The sequence below is a fragment of the Nocardioides plantarum genome (genome assembly GCF_006346395.1).
Taxonomy (GTDB): domain Bacteria; phylum Actinomycetota; class Actinomycetes; order Propionibacteriales; family Nocardioidaceae; genus Nocardioides; species Nocardioides plantarum.
Genome location: NZ_VDMS01000002.1, coordinates 101,831 through 125,894 on the forward strand (window position 1 = coordinate 101,831; position 24,064 = coordinate 125,894).

Below are 24,064 nucleotides of genomic sequence, written 5' to 3' on the forward strand. Positions count from 1 at the left end.
TCAGAGGTTCTTCTGGATCTCGGCCCACTTGGCCTCGACGTCGTCGAGACCGCCGCACATGAAGAACGCCTGCTCGGCCACGTGGTCGTACTCGCCGTCGGCGATCTTGTTGAACGCCACGATGGTGTCGGCCACGGGCACGGTGGAGCCCTCGATGCCGGTGAACTGCTTGGCCACGTAGGTGTTCTGCGACAAGAAGCGCTGGATGCGGCGCGCCCGGCTGACGATGACCTTGTCCTCCTCGGACAGCTCGTCGACGCCGAGGATCGCGATGATGTCCTGCAGCTCCTTGTTGCGCTGCAGGATCTGCTTGATGCGGATCGCGCAGTCGTAGTGGTCCTGGCCGATGTACTCGGCCGACAGGATCCGCGACGTGGAGGTCAGCGGGTCGACGGCCGGGTAGATGCCGAGCGACGCGATCTCGCGCGACAGCTCGGTGGTGGCGTCGAGGTGGGCGAACGTGGTCGCCGGAGCCGGGTCGGTGTAGTCGTCGGCCGGCACGTAGATCGCCTGCAGCGAGGTGATCGAGTGACCACGCGTCGAGGTGATCCGCTCCTGGAGCGTGCCCATCTCGTCGGCGAGGTTGGGCTGGTAGCCCACGGCGGACGGCATCCGGCCGAGCAGGGTCGAGACCTCGGACCCGGCCTGGGTGAACCGGAAGATGTTGTCGATGAAGAGCAGCACGTCCTGGCCCTGCACGTCGCGGAAGTACTCCGCCATCGTGAGCGCGGACAGCGCGACCCGCAGGCGGGTGCCCGGCGGCTCGTCCATCTGGCCGAAGACGAGGGCCGTCTGTCCGAGGACCTCGGCCTCCTCCATCTCGACGATGAGGTCGTTGCCCTCGCGGGTGCGCTCACCGACCCCGGCGAACACCGACACGCCACCGTGGTCCTTGGCGACCCGGGCGATCATCTCCTGGATGAGCACCGTCTTGCCGACGCCGGCGCCACCGAACAGGCCGATCTTGCCGCCCTGGACGTAGGGCGTCAGCAGGTCGATGACCTTGATGCCGGTCTCGAACATCTGGGTCTTGGACTCCAGCTGGTCGAACGCCGGGGCCTTGCGGTGGATGCCCCAGTAGTCGGCGGGCTCGAAGCTCTGGCCCTCCTCCAGGTTGAGGACGTCGCCGGTGGCGTTGAAGACCTTGCCGAGGGTGGCGTCGCCCACCGGCACCATGATCGGCTTGCCGGTGTCGGTGACCAGGCCGCCGCGGACCAGGCCGTCGGTCGGCTTGAGCGAGATCGCGCGGACCATGCCGTCACCGATGTGCTGGGCGACCTCGAGCGGCAGCGTGGTCGTCTCGCCGCTGAGCGTCACGTCGACGAGCAGCTTGTTGTAGATCTCGGGCATCGCGTCGACGGGGAACTCGACGTCCACCACCGGGCCGATGACGCGTGCGATCCGACCGACGCCTGCGGCGCCCGTCTCGTGGGACTCTTCGATGGTTGCGGTCATGGTCTACTCACTCCCTGCGTTCGCATCGGCGAGGGCGTTGACGCCACCGACGATCTCGCTGATTTCCTGGGTGATACCGGCCTGGCGGGCCTGGTTGGCGATACGGGTGTACTTCTTGATCAGCTCGGTGGCGTTGTCGGTCGCCGACTTCATCGCGCGCTGGCGGGCGGCCAGCTCGGACGCCGAGGCCTGCAGCATCGCGAAGAAGATGCGGCTCTGGACGTACTGCGGGAGCAGCCCGTCGAGCACCGCCTCCGGCGACGGCTCGAACTCGTAGAGCGGCAGCACGTCGCCCGACTCGGGAGCCGTGGTGCCCTCGACGACCTCGAGCGGCAGCAGCCGGATCGCGGTCGGCTCCTGGGTCAGCATCGAGCGGAACCGGGTGTAGACGACGTGGACCTCGTCGACCTCGGCGACGCTGCGGTCGCCGTCGGCGTCGTCCTGGTCGGCCAGGAACGCCGAGATCAGCGCCTCGCCGACCTCGGCCGCGATGTCGTAGGACGGCTGGTCGGAGAAGCCGGTCCAGGACCGCACGATGTCGCGCCGGCGGAACCGGAAGTAGGCCTCGCCCTTGCGGCCGGCGACGTACCAGTCGATCTCCTTGCCCTCGCCGCGCAGCCGCTCGGCGAGGCGCTCGGCCTCCTTGAGCACGCTCGAGGAGTAGGCACCGGCCAGGCCGCGGTCGCTGGTGATGATCAGCACAGCGGCCCGCTTGGGGTCGTCCTGCTCGGTGGTCAGCGGGTGGTCGACGTTGGAGAACGTCGCCACCGCCGACACCGCGCGCGTCAGCTCGCGGGCGTAGGGAGCCGCGGCCTGGGCCCGCTGCTGCGCCTTGATGATCCGGGACGCAGCGATGAGCTCCATGGCGCGGGTGATCTTCTTGGTCGACTCGACCGACTTGATCCGGGCGCGGTACTCACGCAGCGAGAGGGCCATGGACGCCTCAGCCCCGCTTCTGCTTGACGATGGTCTCCTGCTCGACCTCGTCGTCGCCGAGGGCCTCCTCGGAGGACTCCTTGCCGACCTTGATCGAGCCGCCGTCGGAGGTCTCGAACTGGTCGAGGAACGACTCGTAGGCGTCGGACAGACCGGCCTCGTCCTCGAACTTGTTGGTCTCGCGGATGGCCGCGAGCAGGCCGTCGTGGGAGCGACGCAGGTAGTCGAGGAACTCCTGCTCGAAGCGCAGGACGTCGCCGACCGGCACCTTGTCGAGGCGACCGGTCGTGCCGATCCACAGCGAGACCGTCATCTCCTCGAGCGGGTACGGCGAGTAGGCCGGCTGCTTGAGCAGGGCCATCAGGCGCTGACCACGGTCGAGCTGCTGGCGCGAGGCCGCGTCGAGGTCGGAGGCGAACATCGCGAAGGCCTCCATGGCGCGGAACTGCGCGAGGTCGACCTTGAGCGAGCCGGTCACGGCCTTCATCGCCTTGGTCATCGCCGCACCGCCCACGCGCGACACCGAGACGCCGACGTCGATGGCCGGGCGCTGGTTGGCCGCGAACAGGTCGGACTGCAGGAAGATCTGGCCGTCGGTGATCGAGATGACGTTGGTCGGGATGAACGCCGAGACGTCGTTGGCCTTGGTCTCGATGATCGGCAGACCGGTCATCGAGCCGTGGCCGAGCTCATCGGACAGCTTCGCGCAGCGCTCGAGCAGGCGGCTGTGCAGGTAGAAGACGTCACCCGGGTAGGCCTCGCGGCCCGGCGGACGGCGCAGCAGCAGCGACACGGCGCGGTAGGCCTCGGCCTGCTTGGTCAGGTCGTCGAACACGATGAGGACGTGCTTGCCGTCGTACATCCAGTGCTGGCCGATGGCCGAGCCGGTGTAGGGGGCGAGGTACTTGAACCCGGCGCTGTCGGACGCCGGCGAGGCCACGATGGTCGTGTACTCGAGAGCACCGGCCTCCTCGAGGGCGCCGCGGACAGCAGCGATCGTCGAGCCCTTCTGGCCGATGGCGACGTAGATGCAGCGGACCTGCTTGTCGGGGTCGCCCGACTCCCAGTTCTTCTTCTGGTTGATGATCGTGTCGATCGCGATCGTCGACTTGCCCGTGGCGCGGTCGCCGATGATGAGCTGGCGCTGGCCGCGGCCGATCGGGGTCATCGAGTCGATGGCCTTGATGCCGGTCGCGAGCGGCTCGTGCACGGACTTGCGGTGCATCACCGACGGCGCCTGGAGCTCCAGGGCGCGACGCTCGGAGGACTCGATGTCGCCGAGGCCGTCGATCGGGGTGCCGAGGGGGTCGACCACGCGGCCGAGGAAGTTGTCACCCACCGGGACCGAGAGGATCTCGCCGGTGCGGCGGACCGTCTGGCCCTCCTCGATCTTGTCGAAGTCACCGAGGACGACGACACCGATCTCGCGGGTGTCGAGGTTGAGCGCCAGGCCCAGGGTGCCGTCCTCGAACTCGAGGAGCTCGTTGGCCATGCAGGAGGGCAGTCCGCTGACGCGGGCGATCCCGTCGGCGGTCTGCGCGACCGTGCCTACCTCTTCCTTCGACGCCGCGTCGGGCTTGTAGTCGGCGACGTACTTCTGCAGCGCGTCCCGGATGTCGTCCGGACGGATGGAGAGCTCCGTCATCGTTTCCTTCTCTCTTGGTTCGTACGTCGTGGGTGAGGCTGGGATGGCCGATCAGGTGGCCGGTGCGGCCGGGGGATGCGTCAGCCGGCGAGACGACGGCGGGCGTCGTCGAGCCTGCTCAGCACGGTGCCGTCGATGACGTCGTTGCCGATCTCGACCCGCAGGCCGCCGAGGACGGTCGGGTCGACGACGGTGTTGAGGTGGACCGGGCGGCCGTACTGGGTGGTGAGGGCCTCGGCCAGACGGCTGGTCTCGGCCTCGGTCAGCTCGCGGGCGACCCGCACGGTGGCGACGCCCTCGCCGTGCACCTCGGCCACCGTCTTCTGGTAGGAGGCCAGGGCCGAGGAGACCGTGCGGTAGCTGCCCGCCAACGCCTGGGTGGCCAGCGTCCGCGTCGACGGCAGGGTCTTGCCCGTCAGGAGCCCGTCGATCAGCGCGGCCTTGTCCTGGACACTGCGGGCCGGGTCGCTCAGCGCGTCGCGCAGCTCCGGGTTGTTCTTGACCGCCTGCGCCCAGGTGAACAGCTCGTCGGCCAGCCGGCCCGAGTCGTGCCCGGCCGCCTTGACCAGGGTGACGACGCTCAGGTGCTCCAGGGTGTCGGCCAGGTCGCGGGTGGCGGTCCACCGGTGCCCCACGGCCGTGGTGAGCACCGCCAGCGCGCCGTCGGCGACCTTGCCACCGAAGACCTCGGTGACCAGGCCCTGCTTGGCCTCGGCCGGGATCGAGCCGTCGGTGGCGAACCGCCGCAGCGCGCCCTCGGAACGCAGCGTCGTGGCCAAGGAGAACAGGTCGTCGGCCAGGCGTGCGGCCTGGTCGCCGGACCCGACGTGCGAGTCGAGCTCGTCCGTCACGGCGGCGAGTGCCTCGGCAGAGGCTCCGCGCAGGTCCATCAGTCAGTCCTCTTCTCGTTCACGACAGGGGTCACGGGTCAGTTCTGGGCCGGCGTGCCGGCCTCGAGGTCGGCCAGGAAGCGGTCGACGACGCGGCTCTGGCGGGCTTCGTCGTCGAGGCTCTCCCCGACGATACGTCCGGCCAGGGTGGTGGCCAGCGAGCCGACCTCGGCCCGCAGCGAGGTGACCGCCTGCTGACGCTCGGCCTCGATCTGCGTCTTGCCGTGCTCGACGATGCGCGAGGCCTCGGACTGCGCCTGCTCGCGCATCTCCGCCACGATCACGGCACCCTGCTCACGAGCCTCCTCGCGGATGCGGGCGGCCTCGTGCCGGGCGTCGGCGAGCTGCTTCTCGAGCTCGGCGAGCTTGGCGTCGGCCTCGGCCTGCTTGGTCTCGGCCGCGGCCAGACCGCCCTCGATCGCCTTGGTGCGATCGGTGTACGTCGCCTCGAAGTTGGGCACGACGAACTTCTTCACGGCGAAGAAGAGGATCGCGAAGACGACGAGGGACAGGATCAGCTCGATCGGGTGCGGCAGGAGCGGGTTGAGCTCGTGCTCCTCCCCCTCGGCGGCCATCACCACCAGGGGCGTCATCAGTGACTGCATAGCAGGTCCTTCCGGGTCCTACGACGAATCGTCGGGCTGGTTAGAGGACGAAGGCGAGGGCGATGCCGATGATCGCCAGCGCCTCTGCGAGCGCGAAGCCGAGGATGGCGATCGACTGCAGGCGGCTCTGGGCCTCCGGCTGACGAGCGACACCGCTGATGTAGGCGGCGAAGATCAGACCGATGCCGATACCCGGGCCGATGGCGGCCAGGCCGTAGCCGATCATGTTGAGGTTGCCCAGGTCGCCGAGCGAGCCTTCGATTGCCATGGGGACGAACATCAGGTTTCCCTTTCGGTTGTACTGCGGTGGTGGAGCTTGGGTGGTTCAGGTCTGGTGGAGCGGTGGGTCAGACGTGGATCAGTGCTCGTCGGCCAGCGCGCCCTGGATGTACATGGCGTTGAGGAGGACGAAGACGTAGGCCTGCAGGAACTGGATCAGGATCTCGAGCATCGCCACCAGGATGAAGAGGACCCAGGCCAGGACGCCGACACCGATGTAGGCGCCACCCATCTCCTTGACGAGGTACTCGCCACCGAGGGCGAACAGGATCAGCAGCAGGTGGCCGGCGAACATGTTGGCGAACAGTCGCAGGGCCAGCGTGACCGGCCGCACGATGATGTTGGACATGAACTCCAGCGGAACCAGCAGCAGGAGGATCACGCCGCCGACGCCGGCCGGCACGGACTGGAGCTTGAGGTAGCCGAGGAAGCCGTGCTTCTGGATGCCGACGGCGTTGTAGATGACCCAGCTCATCAGGGCCAGCGAGTAGACCATCCCCGAGCGCGAGAACGTCGGGAACTGGATGACCGGGATCGTGGCCATCAGGTTGTTGATCAGCACGAAGAAGAACAGCGCGAACAGGTAGGGCACGAAGCGCTGGAAGTCGTGGCTGCCGATGATGTCGCGGCCCAGCGAGTTGCGGACGAAGCCGTAGGCCTCCTCGCCGGCGAACTGCAGCTTGCCGGGGACCATCGCCCGCTTGCGCGAGGCGAGGTAGAACAGGGCGAAGACGAAGACCGCCGCGAGGACGATCTGGATCATCGGCTTGGTGACGCCCGCGACCTGGGCCTGGCCCAGGAAGTCGAAGGTCCCGCTGCCGAAGACGGCGGGAAGGTCGAAGTCGGCCGGGCTCGGGGGCTCGAACTCTGCCTGTACGAGGCCGGTGACGAGGCTCATCTCGGGCACTCCTCTTTCTCGACTAGCGGGATTCGGTGGGTGCCCGGAAGCGGGCAAAGGTCTGGTAGAGCGCCAGGGCGACGCCGAGCAGGATGCCGATCACGATCATGAAGCTGGTGCCCCACCATCGGTCGAGCAGCCATCCGACGCCACCGTAGAGCAGCACGCCGGCCACGAGGTAGCCGAACGCGAGCCACGGGTCGCCACGCGGCGAGTCCTGCGTCAGCTCGTCGTCGGGCTTGCTCATCGCGTGCCGGACAATAGCAGTCGCGGAGGGTCATCGTTCACTCCCCTCCGACGCCGTGACGCTCGCCCCGGTCGACGCCTGCGCGGGCAGGTCGTAGAGCGGGATCCGGGCGTGCAGGGCGTGCCACACCAGGCAGACGGTCCAGGCGAGCGCGACGGTGATGACCCCGGCGGCGAACCAGCCGGGGGTGAGCGTCTGCTCGATGTCGTCGGCCCCGCGCAGGACGGCCAGGAGCGCCGCGAGCAGCACCACCTGGAGGGTGTAGGTGAGCATCGCGACCACGAGCGAGGCACCCGGCAGCAGGCCGGCGACCAGGTCGACGGTCGCGAACCCGGTGGCCAGCACCAGGAGCGTGACCCCCGCACCCGCGAGGGCACCGAGCAGCCCCGGGGATCCGTCGAGCAGGACCGCGAGCAGGGAGACGACCGCACCGGACACCGATCCGGCGAGCACGGCCACGCCGAGGGCGGCGACGCCGTAGGGGCGCGCCTCCCGGCGGGAGCTGCTGCGGGTCTCGGTCGTCATCGTCGGCGGCCGTTTCTGTCGTCGTCGTCCTCGTGGGACTGGGGCGGTCAGACGGTTCTTCAGGTGTCTTTCAGGTGCTTGTGAATGCTATCACAAAGTCTCGTCGGTCAGGATCCGGGGTCGGTGGAGGATCGGGAGCACGAAGGTGAGCAGCACGGTGACGGTGAACCCGGCACCGATCACGCCCCACACCACCGGGCCCGTGCGCAGGCTCGCGAACACCGTCGAGAACGCGATCAGCCCGGCCCAGGCCCACATGATCATCACCGCGCGACGGTGGGAGTGACCGATCTCGAGGAGCCGGTGGTGCAGGTGCTGCTTGTCGGCGGCGAACGGCGAGCGCCCGGCCCTGGTGCGGCGTACGACGGCCAGCACGAGGTCGGCGAACGGCACGATGAGGATCAGGATCGGCAGCGCCACGGGCAGCAGCATCGGCAGGAAGCTGGCCCGGGCGCCGTCCTGGCCGACCGCGATGTCCTCGGCGCTGAACTGGGTGGTCACCGTGATGGCGGTGGCCGACAGGACCAGCCCGATCAGCATCGAGCCGCTGTCGCCCATGAAGAGCCGGGCCGGGTGGAAGTTGTGGACCAGGAAGCCCGCGCACACCCCGGCCAGGGCCGCCGAGAGCAGGGCCCCGGTGGTGGCCCGGGTGACGCCGTTGGCGGCGCTGAGCTGGTAGCAGTAGAGGAAGAAGGCCAGGGCGGCGATGCCGACGACGCCCGCCGCGAGCCCGTCGAGCCCGTCGACGAAGTTGACGGCGTTGACCGTCGCGATGACGATCACGGCCGTCAGGATGGCGCCCTGGCTCGAGTCGAGGGCGAACTGCTGGTCGCCGGGGGTGAAGAAGAACCGGAACTGCACGCCGGAGTAGACGAGCAGCCCGACGGCCAGGACCTGACCGCCGAACTTGGTCAGCGCGTCGAGGTCGAAGATGTCGTCGAGCACCCCGACCCCGCAGATCAGCGCCCCGGCCACCACCACCGCGCGAGCGTCGGGGAAGGTGAACGACCCGCCGTTGGGGCTGGACAGGAAGGGCAGCTCACGGGCCACGAGGTAGGCCGCCACGAGCCCGCCGAGCATGGCCAGGCCGCCGAGGTAGGGGATCGGCTCCGCGTGCACGTCGCGGTCGCGGACCGCCGACACGGCCCCGGTGCGCAGCGCGATCTCGCGCGCCACCACGGTCAGCAGGAAGGTGACCGTCCCGGCCACCAGGAAGACGACCAGGTATTCACGCATCGGCCCCGCCCTCGACCAGGGTCGCCCCCAGCGGCTCGAGGACCTCGTTGAGCTGCTCGAGGCTCAGTGCCCCCACGCGCAGCACCCGACCCTGGGGGCCGGTGCAGTCGACGATCGTGGAGGCCTCCCCCACCGGTGACTCGCCACCGTCGACGATGACGTCGACCCGGTCGCCCAGCATCTCCTCGGCCCGGTCGGCGTCGGTGGCGGCGGGCAGGCCGGTCGTGTTGGCCGAGCTGACCGCCAGCGGGCCGGTGCGCTCGAGGATCTCGAGGGCCAGCGCGTGGTCGGGCATCCGGACGGCGACCGTGCCGCGGGTGTCGCCGAGGTCCCACATCAACGACGTCTGCTGCCGGCACACCAGCGTCAGCGGACCCGGCCAGAACGCATCGACCAGGGCCCGCGCGAAGGCGGGTACGTCGCGCGCGAGGGCGTCGAGGGTGCTGGCGTTGCTGATGAGCACCGGTGGCGGCATCTCGCGACCGCGCCCCTTGGCCGCGAGCAGTCCGGCCACGGCGTCGGGGTCGAACGCGTCGGCGGCCAGGCCGTAGACGGTGTCGGTGGGAAGGACCACGAGGCCACCGCGCTGGATGGCCATCGAGGCCGACTCGATCGCGGCCTCGCGCTCCTCCGGGGTGGTCGACGAGAAGCGCTCGGAGGTCACCGGGTCATCCTGCCAGGGTCGCCGTCAGGTAGCGGGGACGGCCCGCCAGGTCGCGGTGGTCGCGCACGTCGCTCCAGCCGCCGGCCGCGACGAACACGCCGGGGGCCGACTCGCCCTGCGCGTCGGCGTGCTCGGCACCGACCGCTCCCCCGCGCCGCAGCAGCAGGCGGGCCCGACGCTCGAGGACCCGCATCGCGTCGAGGCCGTCGTCACCGGAGAACAGCGCCAGGTGCGGGTCGTGGTCGCGCGCCTCCGGCGCCACCGACTCCCACGCCTCCAGGGGGATGTAGGGCGGGTTGCAGACCACCACGTCGACCTCGCCCACCAGGTCGTCGAACGCGTCGTCCATCGACCCGGCACGCAGGTCGACCCCCGTGCCGGCCAGGTTGCGCTCGGCCCACACCAGCGCCCCCTCGTCGAGCTCGACGGCGTGCACCCGCGCGTGCGGCACCTCGTCGGCGACGGCCCGCGCGATCGCCCCCGAGCCGGTGCACAGGTCGACGACGACCGGCGCCTCGAGGGCCTGCGCCCGCTCGACCGCCCAGCCGGCCAGCAGCTCGGTCTCGGGCCGCGGCACGAAGACCCCCGGCCCGACCTCGAGCTCGACGTAGCGGAACCCGGTCACCCCCGTGAGGTGCTGGAGCGGGACCCGCGCCACGCGGTGGGTGAGCAGGGCGTCGTACGCCGCGATCTCGGGCTCGCCCACCTCACGGACCATGGCGAGCCGACCGCGCGGGACGTCGAGGACGTGGGCGAGCAGGACCGCGGCGTCGTGGTCAGGACTCGCCACCCCCGCGGCCGCCAGGCGCGCGGCCGCGGCCCCGAGGAGCTGGCGCGGCCTCACTGCTCGAGCGCCTCGAGCCGGCTGGCCAGGTCGGCCTCGACGCAGGAGTCGAGCACCGGGCCGAGGTCGCCGTCGAGCACCTGGTCGAGGTTGTAGGACTTGTAGCCGGTGCGGTGGTCGGAGATGCGGTTCTCCGGGTAGTTGTAGGTGCGGATGCGCTCGGACCGGTCGACGGTGCGGACCTGGCTGCGGCGAGCGTCGCTGGCCTCGGCGTCGGCGGCCTCCTGCGCCGCGGCGAGCAACCGGGCCCGCAGGATGCGCATCGCGGACTCCTTGTTCTGCAGCTGGCTCTTCTCGTTCTGGCAGCTGGCGACGATGCCGGTCGGCACGTGGGTGATGCGCACGGCCGAGTCGGTCGTGTTGACGCTCTGGCCGCCGGGTCCGCTGCTGCGGTAGACGTCGATGCGCAGGTCGCTGTCGTGGATCTCGACGTCGACCGTCTCGGCCTCGGGGAGCACCAGCACCCCGGCCGCGCTGGTGTGCACCCGACCCTGCGACTCGGTCACCGGGACCCGCTGCACGCGGTGGACCCCGCCCTCGAACTTGAGCATGCCGAACGGCGCCCCGCCCGGCTCCGGGGTGCCCTTGGCCTTGACCGCGACGGTCACCGACTTGTAGCCGCCCAGGTCGGACTCGGTGGCGTCGAGGACCTCGACCGACCAGCCGGCGCGCTCGGCGTACCGGGTGTACATGCGGAGCAGGTCGGCGGCGAACAGCGCCGACTCCTCACCGCCCTCACCGGACTTGATCTCCAGCAGCGTGTCGTTGGCGTCGGCCGGGTCGCGGGGCACCAGCAGCCTGCGCAGCCGCTCCTCGGCCACCGGCAGGCGCGCCTCGATGGCGGCGGCCTCCTCGGCGAACGACGGGTCCTCCGCGGCGAGCTCCCGGGCGGCCTCGAGGTCGTCGCCCAGACCGGTCCAGTCGCGCCAGGCGCCGATGATCGCGCTCAGCTCGGCGTAGCGCCGGTTGAGCCGCTTGGCCAGGCGGGCGTCGGCGTGCGTCTCGGGCTCGCCGAGGCGCGCCTCGATGTCCTGGTGCTCGGAGAGCAGGCCCTCGACGGCCTCGAACATGGGTGCTCCTCAGAAGACGGGGCGGCCCCGCGGAGCGCGGTGCCGGAAAACAGGTCCGACGCCGACCCCCGGGATGCGGGGATCGGCGTCGGGACGAGACGGCTACTTGTCGGCGTCGGCCTGGGCCGGGGCCTTCTTCTTGTAGCGGGCCTCGAAGCGGGCCACGCGGCCGCCGGTGTCGAGGATCTTCTGCTTGCCCGTGTAGAACGGGTGGCACTGCGAGCACACGTCGGACTTGATGGTGCCGGACGCGACGGTGCTGTGCGTGGTGAAGGTCGCGCCGCAGGTGCAGGAGACCTCGGTGACGACGTAGTCGGGGTGGGTATCGGTCTTCATGATGTCCTCTCGATGTGTCCCGGGTCGGCGCACGGCGTGCGACGTGAACCGGGACCGGCTGACATCGTAGTGAACCTGGACGGCCCGGCGATAATTCCGCCGCTGCCGCCTGGACTCACGCCAGGCTCACCTCAGGCTCACGCCGACTCGGCGACGAGTGGTCGTCGTACCCGCTCGCCGTGCAGCCGCAACCGCACGAAGACGGTGGTGCCCTCGCCCTCGGCCGACTCGATGACCACGTCGCCGGCGTGCTTGTCGATGATCGTCTGCACGATGCGCAGCCCCAGTCCGGTGCCGGCGATCTCGTTGTCCATCGCGTTGGACGCCCGGAAGAACCGGGTGCCGAGCCGGTCGAGCTCGTCGCGCGGGATGCCGATGCCGTGGTCGCGCACCGCGATCTCGACGCGGTGGGACACCCGCGTGACCGAGACCTCGACGGTGCCCCCGTCGTGGCTGAACTTGACCGCGTTGCCCAGCACGTTGAGGAACGCGCGGTAGAGCATCGCGCGGTCGCACACCACCAGCATCGGCTCCCCCGTGGCGGTCACCTCGAGGGTGATCCCGCGCCGGGCCGCGGTCATCCGGACGTCGGTGACGGCGTCGGACACCATCTCGGTGACGTCGGACGGCTCGAGCTCGGTCGGACGGCTCTCGGCCTTCGAGAGCGCGAGCAGGTCGTCGATGAGCGCCCGCAGGCGGGTGACGTTGCGCCGCGTCGCGTCGAGCATCCGCTCGTGGCGCGGATCGAGCTCGCCCTCGAACTCCTCGGCCACCATCTCGAGGTAGCCGCTGATCGTCGTCAGGGGGGTGCGCAGCTCGTGGGACACGTTGGAGACGAAGTCGTCCTTGGCGCTGTCGAGGACGTGGAGCTCGTCCTGGATGCGGCCCTCGACGGCGCGGGCCCGGGACCCGGCGTCGGCGAAGTCGTTGAGGGCTCGGGCGATCGAGCGGACCTCCTTGGGTCCGCGATGCGCCACGGCCCGCCCCTCCGGGTCGTTCCTGAGCATCCGCTGCACGACGCGCTCGAGGGCGAGCAACGGCTCCGACAGCTCGGCCAGCAGCCGGGCGCGGGAACGCCCGATGAGGATCGCGGACCCGACGAGCACCAGGGCGGCAGCGATGATGGTCAGTCGAAGTCGCAGGGTCGCGGTGCTCTCGGCCCGGTCGAGCTGGGCGTTCAGCGCGTCCCTGGTGTCGTCGCGGGCCGAGCGGTACTGGGTCAGGAGCTGCCGGCCGGCGGCGTAGCGGGCGGGGCTGACGAGCCCGGCCTTCTCCTCGATCACCGTGTCGCCGTAGCCGCGCACCCAGGTGTCGACCGTCCTGATCTCGGCGCGGACCGGAGCGTCGAGGGGGGTGCCGGAGACCAGGTCGCTGAGGTCGGTCGCCTGCTCGGACAGCTCACGTCGGGCCTCGGCGTAGCGCACGCGCTCGGCGGACCGACCGGTCAGCTTCCACGCCGCGGCTGCCGACCCGAGCTCGCTGACGGCGTCGGTGTAGCGGTCGTGGGCGGCCGAGACCGGCGTGACGTCGCCCGAGATGCGACGGACCGCCGAGCCGCTCAGCAGGACGCCGGTCACGCAGACCAGCACCGCGAGGACGACGAGGACGGCCATCCGCCAGATGACGGGCGAGACGAGCCGGGCGACGGGTCGCCCGGGTTCGGCTCGCTGGACGCTACCGACCACGGACAGACCCCTCCACTGACTCAGGTGGCCCCCCGGGCCTCCCTCGGGGATCCTAGTGCCGACGAGCCGGTCACGGAGCGGATCGGACGGACCCGCCCGGTCAGGTCGTCGAGGAGCCCGAGCCGCGCGCCAGCAGCGTCTCGACGCGGGCGGCGAGCTCGCGCGGGCTGAAGGGCTTGGTGATGTAGTCGTCGGCGCCGGAGTCGAAGCCCATGTTGACGTCGGACTCCTGGGCGCGGGCGGTGAGCAGGATCACCGGCAGCTCGAGGAGGTCGGGATCGGACCGGATGATCCGGATCGCGTCGAGCCCCGACACCCCCGGCATCATCACGTCGAGCACGCACAGGTCGGGCAGCTGGGCCCGGCAGGCCTCGATCGCCGCCGCCCCGTCGCCGACGGCCACGATGTCGTGGCCCATCGTCGAGAGCTTGAACTCGACCAGCTCCCGGATGTCGACGTCGTCGTCGGCGACCACGATCCGTGCCATCTCAGATCTCCTGTCCGGCGGCCCCGGCGGGGGTCGTCCTCTGCACCTGCGTGAGGAGCTCGATGTTGCTGTGCGACGTGCTCAGCCGCTCGAGCAGCTGCTCGAGGGCCGGCCTGACCTCGAGGGCCGAGAGCGCCCGGCGCAGGCGGCGAACGATCGCGGCCTCCTGCTCACCGAGGAACAGCTCGTCGCGCCGGGTGCCGGAGGCGATGACGTCGACCGCCGGGAAGACCCGTCGCTCGGCGAGCTCGCCACTCAGCCGGATCTCCATGGTGGCGGTGTCGCGCAGCTCCTCGAACAGCACCTGGTCGGTCGTGGAGCCGGTGTCGGCCAGGATCGTGGCCAGGATGGTCAGCGAGCCGCCGTTCTCGACGTTGCGCGCCGCCCCGAAGAACCGCTTGGTCGGGTGCAGCGCCGCGGCGTCGACCACCCCGGACAGCGTGCGACCCGACGGCGGCAGCGCGAGGTTGTAGGCCCGGCCGAGACGGGTCAGGCCGTCGAACAGGATCACGACGTCGTGGCCCAGCTCGACGAGCCGCTTGGCGCGCTCGACGGCCAGCTCGGCGACCGTGGTGTGGTCGACGGGGGCGCGGTCGAAGGTCGAGGCGATGACCTCGCCCTTGATGGAGCGCTCGAAGTCGGTGACCTCCTCGGGGCGCTCGTCGATCAGCACCACCATCAGGTGGCACTCGGGGTTGTTGGCCGAGATCGAGGCCGCCACCGACTGCAGGAGCGTCGTCCGGCCGGCCTTCGCCGGAGCCACGACGAGGCCGCGCTGGCCCTTGCCGAGCGGGGCGACGACGTCGACCAGACGGCCCGCCAGGTCGTGCGCCCCGGTCTCGAGACGCAGCCGCTCCGTCGGGGACAGCGGGGTCAGGTTGGCGAAGTCGGCACGCGTCTTGGCGGTCTCGGGGTCCTGGCCGTTGACGCTGTCGATGCGCACCATCGGGTTGAACTTCTCGCGACGCTCGCCCTCGCGCGGGTGACGCACCTGCCCCGCGATGGCGTCGCCGCGACGCAGACCGAACTTGCGGACCATCGACAGCGACAGGTAGACGTCGTCGGAGCCGGCGAGGTAGCCGCTGGTGCGCACGAAGGCGTAGTTGTCGAGCACGTCGAGGATGCCGGCGGCCGGGACGACGATGTCGTCCTCGAGGATGGTGGTGTCGGGCTCGTGCCGGTTGCCCTGGCGCGAGGACCCCTGACCGCCGCCCTGCTGGTGGCCCGAGCCCTGGCCGCCCTGGTGGCCGCCCTGGGAGCCCTGGTTGCCCTGGGAGCCGCTCGGCTGGTTGCCCTGGGGCCCGCCGGACTGGCCCGGCTGGCCGTCGGGCTGGCCCGCGCGGTTGCGGTCACGACCGCGGCGTCGACGGTTGCGGCCGGTGCGGCCCTCGCCGTCGGCCTCGTCGGCGTCCTGGTCGTTGCGGTTGCCCTGGTCACCCCGGTCGGGCTTCTGCTCGGGGCGCTCGTCCCGCTGCTTCGGCTTCTGCTCGGGCTTCTGCTCGGGCTTCTGCTCGGGACGGTCGTCCTGCCTCGGCTTCTGCTCGGGCTTCTGCTCGGGCTTCTGCTCGGGACGGTCGTCCTGCCTCGGCTTCTGCTCGGGCTTCTGCTCAGCCGTGCGCTCCGTCGTACGGCGGGCCGCCTGCTCGACGGGCGCGGCGGGCGGCTCGTCGGCCGGCTGCTGCGCCGGCGCCGGCTCGGCCGCCTGCGCGGCCTTGGCCGCGGCCTCGCGTTGCCGGCGCGCACGCACGGTCTCGCGGACAGGTTCGGCAGGTTCGGCGGGCTCGGCTGCCTTGGCTGTGGTCTCGGCGTGGTCCCTCGGAGCGGGGGACGCCGGCTCGGGGCGCGACGCCGGTGCTGCCCCGCTGGCGGCCTGGGCCGCCTTGATCGCCTCGACGAGCTGGGCCTTCTTCATCGCCCCGGCACCCGGGATGCCCATGCTCGCGGCCATCGCCTTGAGGTCGGCGAGCAGCATGGCGTTGAGGCCACCGGTGCGCTTCTTGGGCGCCTTCTCGGTGGCGTCGGTCGTCTCCGTCACGTGTGGTCCTTACGACTGTCGCGTCGTGTCATCGCACGGCACCAGTGGTCCGTGTGGCAAGAAAGAGGCGCGCCGCCCGAACGGCAGGCGCAGCTCCGGGAAACCCCGGCGCGCCGAGGTTATCACCCGACGACGCTCGCGCCGACGACTCCGAGCCGGAGCACGCGGGTGGTCCAGTGCGCTGGGCACCGGGCCCCCAACGTCTCGACGTCGACGTCCGGCGTGGTGAGGACCAGGACCGTCGGTCCGGCCCCCGACACGACTGCGGCGTAGTCGTCGGCACGCAGCGCACGGACCAGGCCGAGCGACTGCGGCATCGCCGGCTCGCGGTAGTCCTGGTGGAGCAGGTCGCCGGTCGCCTGGGCCAGCCGCTGCCACTGCCCGGCGAGGGCGGCGACGAGCAGGGCCGCGTTGGCGGCGTTGGCCGCAGCGTCGGCGTGCGGGACCGTCTCGGGCAGCAGGCCGCGCGCCGCCACGGTCGACACCCCGTCGGGCGGGACGAACACGACCGCGCCGATCTCGGGGGCGACCGGGGAGGCGGTGGCCCAGAACGCGTCGGTCGTGTGGCCGGCGATGGTGAAGCCGCCGTAGAGGGCGGGCGCCACGTTGTCGGGATGGCCCTCGAGGCGGGCGGCGAGCTCGAACGCGGCGTCGTCGGGGAGCAGCGTGCGACCTCCCTCGACGAGCTCGCGGGCGAGCACGATGCCGCCGACGATCGCCGCGGACGACGACCCCAGCCCCCGGGCGTGCGGGATCACGTTGCGGCAGGTGAGACGGAGTCCCGGCGGCCGCCCGCCGGTGGCGTCGAACGCGGCGTGCATGGCACGCACGACGAGGTGGGTCTCGTCGAGCGCGACCTCGCCGCTCCCCTCCCCCTCGACCCGGACCTCGAGCCCGCCGTGGTCGAGGACCTCGCCCTCGAGCTCGTCGCGCAGGTCGAGCGCGATGCCGAGGGTGTCGAACCCGGGACCGAGGTTGGCCGACGTCGCCGGGACGCTCACCCGGGCCGGCCCACGGACGTACGACGCCATCAGGTCAGGCCGGCGGCCGCGGCGGCCGCGGTGACGTCGGCGTCGACGACGGTGTCGACGAGGGCGCCGACGCCCTCGAGGGCGGTCGCGGTGTCCTTCAGGCCGTGCCCGGTGACCGTGACGACCACCGTGCGGCCGACGTAGGTCTCACCCTGGGCGAGCTCCTGGAGGAGACCGGCGATGCCGGCGGCCGAGGCGGGCTCGACGAACACCCCGTCGTGGGAGGCCAGGGCGTGCTGGGCGGCGAGGATCTGCTCGTCGGTGACCGAGGCGAACCGCCCCTCGGACTCCTTGGCCGCCTGCTCGGCGAGGTGCCAGGACGCGGGGTTGCCGATCCGGATGGCCGTCGCCTTGGTCTCGGGGTCGGGGAAGGGCTCGCCGGTGACCAGCGGAGCCGCACCCGCGGCCTGGAAGCCGCGCATCACCGGGCGCCTGGTGGCCAGCCCGAGGTCGAGGTACTGGGTGTAGCCGAGCCAGTAGGCCGAGATGTTGCCGGCGTTGCCGACGGGCAGCAGGTGGTAGTCGGGAGCGTCGCCGAGCGCGTCGACGATCTCGAAGGCGGCGGTCTTCTGGCCCTCGAGCCGCACCGGGTTGACGCTGTTGACCAGCGCCACGGGGTAGTCGGCAGCCAGGCCGCGGGCCATGGAGAGGCAGTCGTCGAAGTTGCCACGGACCATGATGACCTGGGCCCCGTGCACGATGGCCTGCGCCATCTTGCCTGCGGCGATCTTGCCCTCGGGCACCAGGACGAGCGGCTTGAGCCCGGCCTTGGCGGCGTAGGCCGCCATCGAGGCCGAGGTGTTGCCGGTCGAGGCGCAGACCACGGCCTCGGCCCCCGCGGCCTTGGCCACCGAGATGGCCGCGGTCATGCCCCGGTCCTTGAACGAGCCGGTCGGGTTGTCGCCCTCCACCTTGAGGTGCACCTGGGCTCCGGTGTGCCCCGAGAGCCACTCGGAGTGGACCAGGCCCGTGCCGCCCTCGCGCAGCGTCACCGCCGGGGTGCCCTCGGGGATGTCGAGGAGCTCGCGGTACTCGTCGATGACGCCCCGCCACTGGTGGAGGTGGGTGCGCGTCGCGCTCACGGCGGGTGTGCTCATTCGTCGACTCCTTCGACGCGCATCACCGAGGTGACGTCGCGGACGATGTCCATGCCGCGCAGGTGCTCGACGGTCGCGGCGAGCTGCGCGTCGGTGGCCGTGTGGGAGACCACGACGAGCTGGGCGTCGTCGTCGCGGCCCTCCTGGCGCACGGTCTGGATAGAGACGCCGTGCTCGGCGAACGCGAACGCGACCGTGGCGAGCACGCCGGCGCGGTCGTCGACGTCGATGGCGACGTGGTAGCGGGTGCGGGTCTCGCCCATCGGCAGCACCGCCCGATCGGTGTAGGCCGACTCACCGACCCCGCGGGTGCCCGAGACGTGGTTGCGGGCGACGGTGACCAGGTCACCCATCACGGCGCTGGCGGTCGGCGCCCCACCCGCGCCCGGACCGTAGAACATCAGCTGGCCTGCGGCGTCGGACTCCACGAAGACCGCGTTGTAGGCCTCGCGCACGCTGGCCAGCGGGTGGGTGCGCGGGATCATGGCGGGGTGGACGCGTACGGCGACCGCCTCCTCGCCCGTCTCGTCGGTGCGCAGCTCGCAGATGGCGAGCAGCTTGACCACGCAGCCCATCTCGCGGGCCGAGGCGATGTCGGCGGCGCTGACCTCGCTGATGCCCTCGCGGTGCACGTCGGCGGCGGTGACCCGGGTGTGGAAGGCGAGGGAGGCCAGGATCGCGGCCTTGGCCGCGGCGTCGAAGCCCTCGACGTCGGCGGTGGGGTCGGCCTCGGCGTATCCCAGGTCCTGGGCCTCCTCGAGCGCCTCGGTGAACCCGCTGCCCTGGGTGTCCATCTTGTCGAGGATGAAGTTGGTGGTGCCGTTGACGATGCCGAGCACGCGGGTGACCCGGTCACCGGCCAGCGACTCGCGCAGCGGCCGCAGGATCGGGATGGCCCCGGCGACGGAGGCCTCGTAGTAGAGGTCGCGACCCGACTTCTCGGCCGCCTCGAACAGCGTCGGGCCGTCCTCGGCGAGCAGCGCCTTGTTGGCCGTCACGACGCTCTTGCCGTGCTCGAGGGCCGACAGGATGAGGGTGCGTGCCGGCTCGATGCCGCCGATGACCTCGACCACCAGGTCGACGTCGTCGCGGGCGACCAGGGCCGCAGCGTCGGTCGTCAGCAGGCCGTCGGGCAGGTCCACGTCGCGCGCCGCGTCGATCCGGCGTACGGCGACCCCTGCCAGCTCGACCCGGCGACCGACCCGGGCCGCGAGGTCGCCGGCCTGCTCGTCGAGCAGCCGCACCACCTGCGAGCCGACCACCCCACACCCGAGGACCGCCACCTTCAGCACGGTGGTCGAACCTGTCGAGACACCCATCACGCACCCACGTCCGTCGCCAGCAAGTCGTCCACAGTCTCTCGTCGGAGCAGGATCCTCGCGGCCCCGTCCCGAACCGCGATCACCGGGAGCCGCAGGGCGTGGTTGTAGTTGGACGCCATCGAGCGGCAGTAGGCCCCGGTGCCGGGCACCGCGAGCAGGTCGCCGGGCACGACGTCGCCGGGCAGGAACTCGTCGCGCACGACGATGTCGCCGGCCTCGCAGTGCTTGCCGACGACCCGGGCCAGGACCGGCGGCGCCGTGGAGGCACGACCGGCCAGCGTGCAGGAGTAGTCGGCGTCGTAGAGCGCGGTGCGGATGTTGTCGCTCATGCCGCCGTCGACGCTGACGTAGGTGCGCACGGCGCCACCGTCGAGGGTCACCGGCTTGACGGTGCCCACGGTGTAGACGGTGCACATCGACGGACCGACGATGGCCCGGCCCGGCTCGATCGACAGCCGCGGCGCCTCGATGCCGAGCCCGCGGCACTCCTGGCGGACGATCTCGGTCATCTCCCGGGCCAGCCGGGCGGGGTCGGTCGGGTCGTCCTGGGTCGTGTAGGCGATCCCGAAGCCGCCGCCGAGGTCCATCTCGGGCATGACGACCCCGAGCTCGGCACCGACGCGGGCGTGCAGCCGCAGCACCCGCTTGGCCGCGATCTCGAACCCCGAGGAGTCGAAGATCTGGCTGCCGATGTGGGAGTGCAGGCCGCGCAGCTCGAGTCCGGGGGCGTCGTGCACCCGGCGTACGGCCTCGAAGGCGTCGCCGCTGGTGATCGAGAACCCGAACTTCTGGTCCTCGTGGGCGGTGGCGATGTATTCGTGGGTGTGGGCCTCGACCCCGGCGGTCACGCGGATCATCACGCCCTGGGCTGCCCCCAGCTCGGCCGCGATCTGGGCCAGCCGCTCGACCTCGGCGAAGGAGTCGACGACGATGCGTCCCACGCCGGCCACGACCGCGCGACGCAGCTCGGGATAGGTCTTGTTGTTGCCGTGGTAGCCGATCCGGGCCGGCTCGACCCCGGCCCGCAACGCCACGGTGAGCTCGCCGTCGCTGCACACGTCGAGGTGGAGGCCCTCCTCGGCGACCCACGCGGCGACGGCCGTGCAGAGGAACGCCTTGCCGGCGTAGTAGACGTCGTAGTCGGCGAACCCGTCGCGGAACGCCCGGGCCCTGGCCCGGAAGTCGTCCTCGTCGAGCACGTAGGCCGGCGTGTTGTGCTCGGCGACCAGGTCGGCCACCGCGACCCCGCCGACCACGAGATCGCCGTCGCGCTTGTGGGCGGTGGCGCTCCACAGCAGCGGCACCAGGGCGTTGGGGTCCGCGGGCGGGCTCAGCCAGGCGGGTCCGCGCAGGGCACCGGGCGCGTGGGCCCAGCCGGCTTCGTGAGTGGTGCTCATCGGGACGCCCTCACATCCGCTCGGGGGCGGAGACGCCGAGGAGCCCGAGCCCGTTGGCCAGCACGACCCGGGTGGCGTCGACGAGCAGCAGCCGCGCGCGGTGCAGGTCGCCGGTCTCCTCGTCGCCCATCGGCAGCACCCGACAGCTGTCGTAGAAGCGGTGATAGGTGCCGGCGAGCTCCTCGAGGTAGCGCGCGACCCGGTGCGGTGCCCGCAGGTCGGCGGCGCTGGCCACCACCCGGGGGAAGTCGGCCAGCGAGCGGAGCAGCACGCCCTCCTTCTCGTGCGTCAGCAGCTCGGGGTGCGACTGCGCGACCACACCGAGGTCGGCGGCGTTGCGCAGCAGGCTCGACACCCGGGCGTGGGCGTACTGGACGGTGAAGACCGGGTTGTCGTTGGACCGGCGCGCCCACAGCTCGAGGTCGAGGTCGATGGCCGAGTCGGAGGAGTAGCGCGCGAGCGCGTAGCGGGCGGCGTCGACCCCGATCGCCTCGACGAGGTCGTCGATGGTGATCACGGTGCCGGCGCGCTTGGACATCCGCAGCGGCTCGCCGTCGCGCAGCAGGTTGACCATCTGGCCGATGAGCACCTCGAGGTTGACGTGGGGCTCGTCGCCGAACGCCTCGCACATCGCCATCAACCGGGTGACGTAGCCGTGATGGTCGGCGCCGAGCATGATGAAGCAGCGGTCGAAGCCCCGGCTGCGCTTGTCGAGGTAGTAGGCCAGGTCGCCCGACAGGTAGGCACCCTGCCCGTCGGACTTGATGATCACCCGGTCCTTGTCGTCACCGAAGCGCTCGGTCGCCAGCCACAGGGCGCCGTCCTTCTCGTAGGTGTTGCCGAGCTCGGTCAGGCGCTGCACGGCCTTGTCGACCGCCCCGCTCTTGTGCAGCTCGTCCTCGTGGAAGTAGACGTCGAAGTCGACCCCGAAGTCGTGCAGGGACTTCTTGATCTCGGCGAACATCATCTCGACGCCGACCGCGCGGAAGACCTCGTTGGCCTCCTCGCGGGGCAGGGTGAGCGCCTCGGGCCGCTGGGCCACGACCGCCGCGGCTATCTCGCCGATGTAGTCGCCGCCGTAGCCGTCCTCGGGGGCGGGCTCGCCCAGGGCGCGGGCGAGCAGCGACCGGCTGAACCGGTCGATCTGCGCGCCGTGGTCGTTGAAGTAGTACTCGCGGGTGACCTCGGCGCCGGTCATGGTGAGGATGCGCCCCAGGGCGTCACCGACCGCGGCCCAGCGGACCCCGCCGATGTGCAGCGGCCCGGTCGGGTTGGCCGAGACGAACTCGAGGTTGACCTTCTCGCCGGCGAACAGGTCCGAGGCGCCGTACGCCGACCCCGCGGCGACGACGTCGGCGGCGACCCGGCCCTGGGCCCCGGCGGCGACGGTGACGTTGATGAAGCCCGGTCCGGCCACGTCGACCGCGGCGATGCCGTCGGCCGCGCGCAGCCGCGCGGCCAGCTGGTCGGCGAGGGCCCGCGGGTTGGTGCCGGCCTGCTTGGCCAGCTTGAGCGCCACGTTGGTGGCGTAGTCGCCGTGGCTCTTGTCGCGCGGTCGCTCCACCGTCACCTCGGCCGGGACACCGTCGGCCAGGACGAGGTCGCCCTGCTCGACGAGCGACGCCAGGGCGTCGACGATGGTGGTCGAGAGCTGAGCGGGATTCACCCGGCCAGGCTATCGGCGGCCACCGGTTTCCCTCTCATCAGTTGCGGCGGGTAGTGTCCGCTGCGCGCAGGCCTCCGTAGCTCAGGGGATAGAGCACTGGTTTCCGGTACCAGGTGCCGCAGGTTCGAATCCTGCCGGAGGCGCACGATTCTTTTCAGGCTTCGCCGGCGACCTTGGCCTGTCGGGCCGCGGCGGCCTCCTCGGCCTGGTCGAGCAGCGAGTGGCGGCGACCGTAGCCGAAGTAGATGGCCAGGCCGACCGCCAGCCAGACCAGGAACCGCAGCCAGGTCTCGACGGCCAGGGCCGACATCAGCCCGACGCACGACACGGCCGACAGGATCGGGACCAGCGGCACCGCCGGCGTGCGGAACGGGCGCTCCATCCTGGGCTTGGTGCGACGCAGCACCGCGACCGCGATGGCGACCACGGTGAAGGCGAACAGGGTGCCGATGCTGACCATCTCGGCCAGGACGTCGATCGGCACGAACGCCGAGATCAGGGCGATCACGATGGTCACCCCGACGGTGGCGGCGAAGGGCGTGCTGGTCTTGGGACTGATCCGGCCCACCGCGGCCGGGAGGAGTCCGTCACGGCTCAGGGCGAACATGATGCGGGGCACCGCCACCAGCTCGACCAGGATCACCGACGTGAGCCCGGCGACGGCGGCGATGCCGACCAGCACCTTGGCCCAGTCCAGGCCCACCTGACCGAACGCGTCGGAGATCGGCGCGCCCTCGGACAGATCGGTGTAGTTGACCATCCCGGTCAGCACGAGGCACACGCCGAGGTAGAGCAGCGTGCACACGGCCAGCGAGCCGATCAGGCCGCGCGGCATGTCGCGCCCGGGGTTCTCGGTCTCCTCCCCCAGGTTGGCGACCGCCTCGAAGCCGGTGTAGGCGAAGAACACGACCGCGGCGGCCACGATCACCCCGGACAGGCCGTACGCCGTGGGCTCGGCCCCGGAGACGAACTGCCACAGGGGCTGCTTGAGGCCGGCGCTGCTCTCCTCGCTCGGCCTGGACGGCGGGATGAACGGCGTCAGGTTGGAGGCCTTGACGAAGAAGATGCCGACGGCGATGACGAAGATGCACACGGCGACCTTGACCAGCACCAGGACGTTGGTGACCCACTTGGCCTCACGGATGCCCACGGCGGCGACGCAGCCCAGCACCGCCACGACCAGGATGGCCCCGACGTTGACCGGCGCGTCCTCCCCGAACAGCGAGGTGGGCAGCCCCAGCGAGTCCTGCAGGTAGCCCGACCAGCCTCGGCTCACGGTGGCCGCACCGAGCATGAACTCGAGCAGCAGGTCCCAGGCGATGATCCAGGCCGCGAGCTCGCCGATCGTCGTGTAGGCGTAGGTGTAGGCGCTGCCGGCCGTGGGGACCGCCGCGGCCAGCTCGGCGTAGCAGAGCGCGGCGAGCATGCTCACGACCCCGGCGATGGCGAACGAGATCACCACGGCGGGCCCGGCGTTGAGCTTGGCCTGCACCCCGGTCAGGGTGAAGATGCCGGTGCCGATGACGATCCCGATGCCGAAGCCCATCAGGTCGCGGGCCTTGAGCCGCTTCTGCAGGTGCGCGTGGTCGGCGTCGCTGTCGCCCTGGTGCAGGACCGTCTCGACGTTCTTGGTGCGCATGAATCCGAGTGTCATCCGTGCATCAGACCAGCCCCTCCCCGAGAGCGGCCTCACCCGCGCGGTCGTGCCGCGAAA

At 71.2% G+C, this 24,064-nt stretch carries 23 protein-coding genes and 1 tRNA gene; 1 reads left to right on the top strand and 23 read right to left on the bottom strand.

Annotated elements, in window-relative coordinates; translation table 11 throughout:
• From atpD to argS, 22 genes are all read right to left on the bottom strand, one after another.
• On the bottom strand, window positions 1-1,455 hold the full coding sequence (gene atpD / locus FJQ56_RS12540; RefSeq protein WP_140009921.1) for a F0F1 ATP synthase subunit beta: 1,455 nt from the start codon (window positions 1,453-1,455) through the stop codon (window positions 1-3).
• A gap of 3 nt (window positions 1,456-1,458) precedes the next feature.
• Window positions 1,459-2,391 carry a F0F1 ATP synthase subunit gamma gene (locus tag FJQ56_RS12545; protein WP_140009922.1) on the bottom strand — a complete coding sequence of 311 codons (933 nt, stop codon included), beginning with the start codon at window positions 2,389-2,391 and terminating at the stop codon, window positions 1,459-1,461.
• A gap of 7 nt (window positions 2,392-2,398) precedes the next feature.
• Window positions 2,399-4,036 (bottom strand): F0F1 ATP synthase subunit alpha, encoded by a 1,638-nt coding sequence (gene atpA / locus FJQ56_RS12550; RefSeq protein WP_140009923.1) that lies wholly within the window; start codon window positions 4,034-4,036, stop codon window positions 2,399-2,401.
• Between the two features lie 80 nt (window positions 4,037-4,116).
• Window positions 4,117-4,926 (bottom strand): F0F1 ATP synthase subunit delta, encoded by an 810-nt coding sequence (locus FJQ56_RS12555; RefSeq protein WP_140009924.1) that lies wholly within the window; start codon window positions 4,924-4,926, stop codon window positions 4,117-4,119.
• A gap of 38 nt (window positions 4,927-4,964) precedes the next feature.
• Window positions 4,965-5,519 carry a F0F1 ATP synthase subunit B gene (locus tag FJQ56_RS12560; RefSeq protein WP_140009925.1) on the bottom strand — a complete coding sequence of 185 codons (555 nt, stop codon included), beginning with the start codon at window positions 5,517-5,519 and terminating at the stop codon, window positions 4,965-4,967.
• Window positions 5,520-5,571: 52 nt separating this feature from the next.
• Complete coding sequence (atpE, locus tag FJQ56_RS12565; RefSeq protein ID WP_140009926.1) at window positions 5,572-5,799, bottom strand: ATP synthase F0 subunit C; 228 nt, start codon at window positions 5,797-5,799, stop codon at window positions 5,572-5,574.
• Between the two features lie 90 nt (window positions 5,800-5,889).
• A complete protein-coding gene (atpB, locus tag FJQ56_RS12570) occupies window positions 5,890-6,708 on the bottom strand; it encodes a F0F1 ATP synthase subunit A (protein ID WP_140009927.1) in 819 nt (272 codons plus the stop codon).
• 22 nt (window positions 6,709-6,730) lie between these two features.
• The gene (locus FJQ56_RS12575) at window positions 6,731-6,955 is read right to left on the bottom strand and encodes an AtpZ/AtpI family protein (RefSeq protein ID WP_140009928.1); all 225 of its coding nucleotides are present in this window, start codon (window positions 6,953-6,955) and stop codon (window positions 6,731-6,733) included.
• A gap of 30 nt (window positions 6,956-6,985) precedes the next feature.
• Window positions 6,986-7,480, bottom strand: a complete 495-nt coding sequence (locus FJQ56_RS12580; RefSeq protein ID WP_140009929.1) for a hypothetical protein — start codon at window positions 7,478-7,480, stop codon at window positions 6,986-6,988.
• 90 nt (window positions 7,481-7,570) lie between these two features.
• A complete protein-coding gene (locus FJQ56_RS12585) occupies window positions 7,571-8,716 on the bottom strand; it encodes a glycosyltransferase family 4 protein (RefSeq protein WP_140009930.1) in 1,146 nt (381 codons plus the stop codon).
• On the bottom strand, window positions 8,709-9,380 hold the full coding sequence (locus FJQ56_RS12590) for an L-threonylcarbamoyladenylate synthase (RefSeq protein WP_281284679.1): 672 nt from the start codon (window positions 9,378-9,380) through the stop codon (window positions 8,709-8,711). The genes FJQ56_RS12585 and FJQ56_RS12590 overlap by 8 nt, the downstream gene beginning before the upstream one ends.
• Before the next feature lie 4 nt (window positions 9,381-9,384).
• Entirely contained in the window at window positions 9,385-10,224 is an 840-nt protein-coding gene (gene prmC / locus FJQ56_RS12595; RefSeq protein WP_140009931.1) for a peptide chain release factor N(5)-glutamine methyltransferase, read from the bottom strand.
• Window positions 10,221-11,294, bottom strand: a complete 1,074-nt coding sequence (prfA, locus tag FJQ56_RS12600; protein ID WP_140009932.1) for a peptide chain release factor 1 — start codon at window positions 11,292-11,294, stop codon at window positions 10,221-10,223. Before prfA ends, prmC begins: the two co-directional genes overlap by 4 nt.
• A gap of 102 nt (window positions 11,295-11,396) precedes the next feature.
• A complete protein-coding gene (rpmE, locus tag FJQ56_RS12605; RefSeq protein WP_140009933.1) occupies window positions 11,397-11,630 on the bottom strand; it encodes a 50S ribosomal protein L31 in 234 nt (77 codons plus the stop codon).
• A gap of 137 nt (window positions 11,631-11,767) precedes the next feature.
• Window positions 11,768-13,315 (bottom strand): sensor histidine kinase, encoded by a 1,548-nt coding sequence (locus FJQ56_RS12610; RefSeq protein WP_140009934.1) that lies wholly within the window; start codon window positions 13,313-13,315, stop codon window positions 11,768-11,770.
• Between the two features lie 100 nt (window positions 13,316-13,415).
• Entirely contained in the window at window positions 13,416-13,802 is a 387-nt protein-coding gene (locus tag FJQ56_RS12615; protein WP_140009935.1) for a response regulator transcription factor, read from the bottom strand.
• Window position 13,803: 1 nt separating this feature from the next.
• Window positions 13,804-15,837, bottom strand: coding sequence for a transcription termination factor Rho (gene rho / locus FJQ56_RS12620; protein ID WP_140009936.1), 2,034 nt, complete (start codon window positions 15,835-15,837; stop codon window positions 13,804-13,806).
• Between the two features lie 122 nt (window positions 15,838-15,959).
• Complete coding sequence (gene thrB, locus FJQ56_RS12625; protein ID WP_140009937.1) at window positions 15,960-16,868, bottom strand: homoserine kinase; 909 nt, start codon at window positions 16,866-16,868, stop codon at window positions 15,960-15,962.
• A complete protein-coding gene (thrC, locus tag FJQ56_RS12630) occupies window positions 16,868-17,965 on the bottom strand; it encodes a threonine synthase (protein ID WP_140009938.1) in 1,098 nt (365 codons plus the stop codon). Before thrC ends, thrB begins: the two co-directional genes overlap by 1 nt.
• A complete protein-coding gene (locus FJQ56_RS12635; protein ID WP_140009939.1) occupies window positions 17,962-19,284 on the bottom strand; it encodes a homoserine dehydrogenase in 1,323 nt (440 codons plus the stop codon). Before FJQ56_RS12635 ends, thrC begins: the two co-directional genes overlap by 4 nt.
• On the bottom strand, window positions 19,284-20,684 hold the full coding sequence (gene lysA / locus FJQ56_RS12640) for a diaminopimelate decarboxylase (RefSeq protein ID WP_140009940.1): 1,401 nt from the start codon (window positions 20,682-20,684) through the stop codon (window positions 19,284-19,286). The genes FJQ56_RS12635 and lysA overlap by 1 nt, the downstream gene beginning before the upstream one ends.
• A 10-nt stretch (window positions 20,685-20,694) precedes the next feature.
• Complete coding sequence (argS, locus tag FJQ56_RS12645) at window positions 20,695-22,350, bottom strand: arginine--tRNA ligase (protein ID WP_140009941.1); 1,656 nt, start codon at window positions 22,348-22,350, stop codon at window positions 20,695-20,697.
• Between the two features lie 70 nt (window positions 22,351-22,420).
• Here argS and FJQ56_RS12650 point away from each other — a divergent pair.
• A tRNA-Arg gene (locus tag FJQ56_RS12650) sits at window positions 22,421-22,493 on the top strand.
• An 11-nt stretch (window positions 22,494-22,504) separates the two neighbouring features.
• Here FJQ56_RS12650 and FJQ56_RS12655 read toward each other — a convergent pair.
• A complete protein-coding gene (locus tag FJQ56_RS12655) occupies window positions 22,505-23,989 on the bottom strand; it encodes an amino acid permease (protein WP_246084135.1) in 1,485 nt (494 codons plus the stop codon).
• Between the last annotated feature and the right edge of the window lie 75 nt (window positions 23,990-24,064).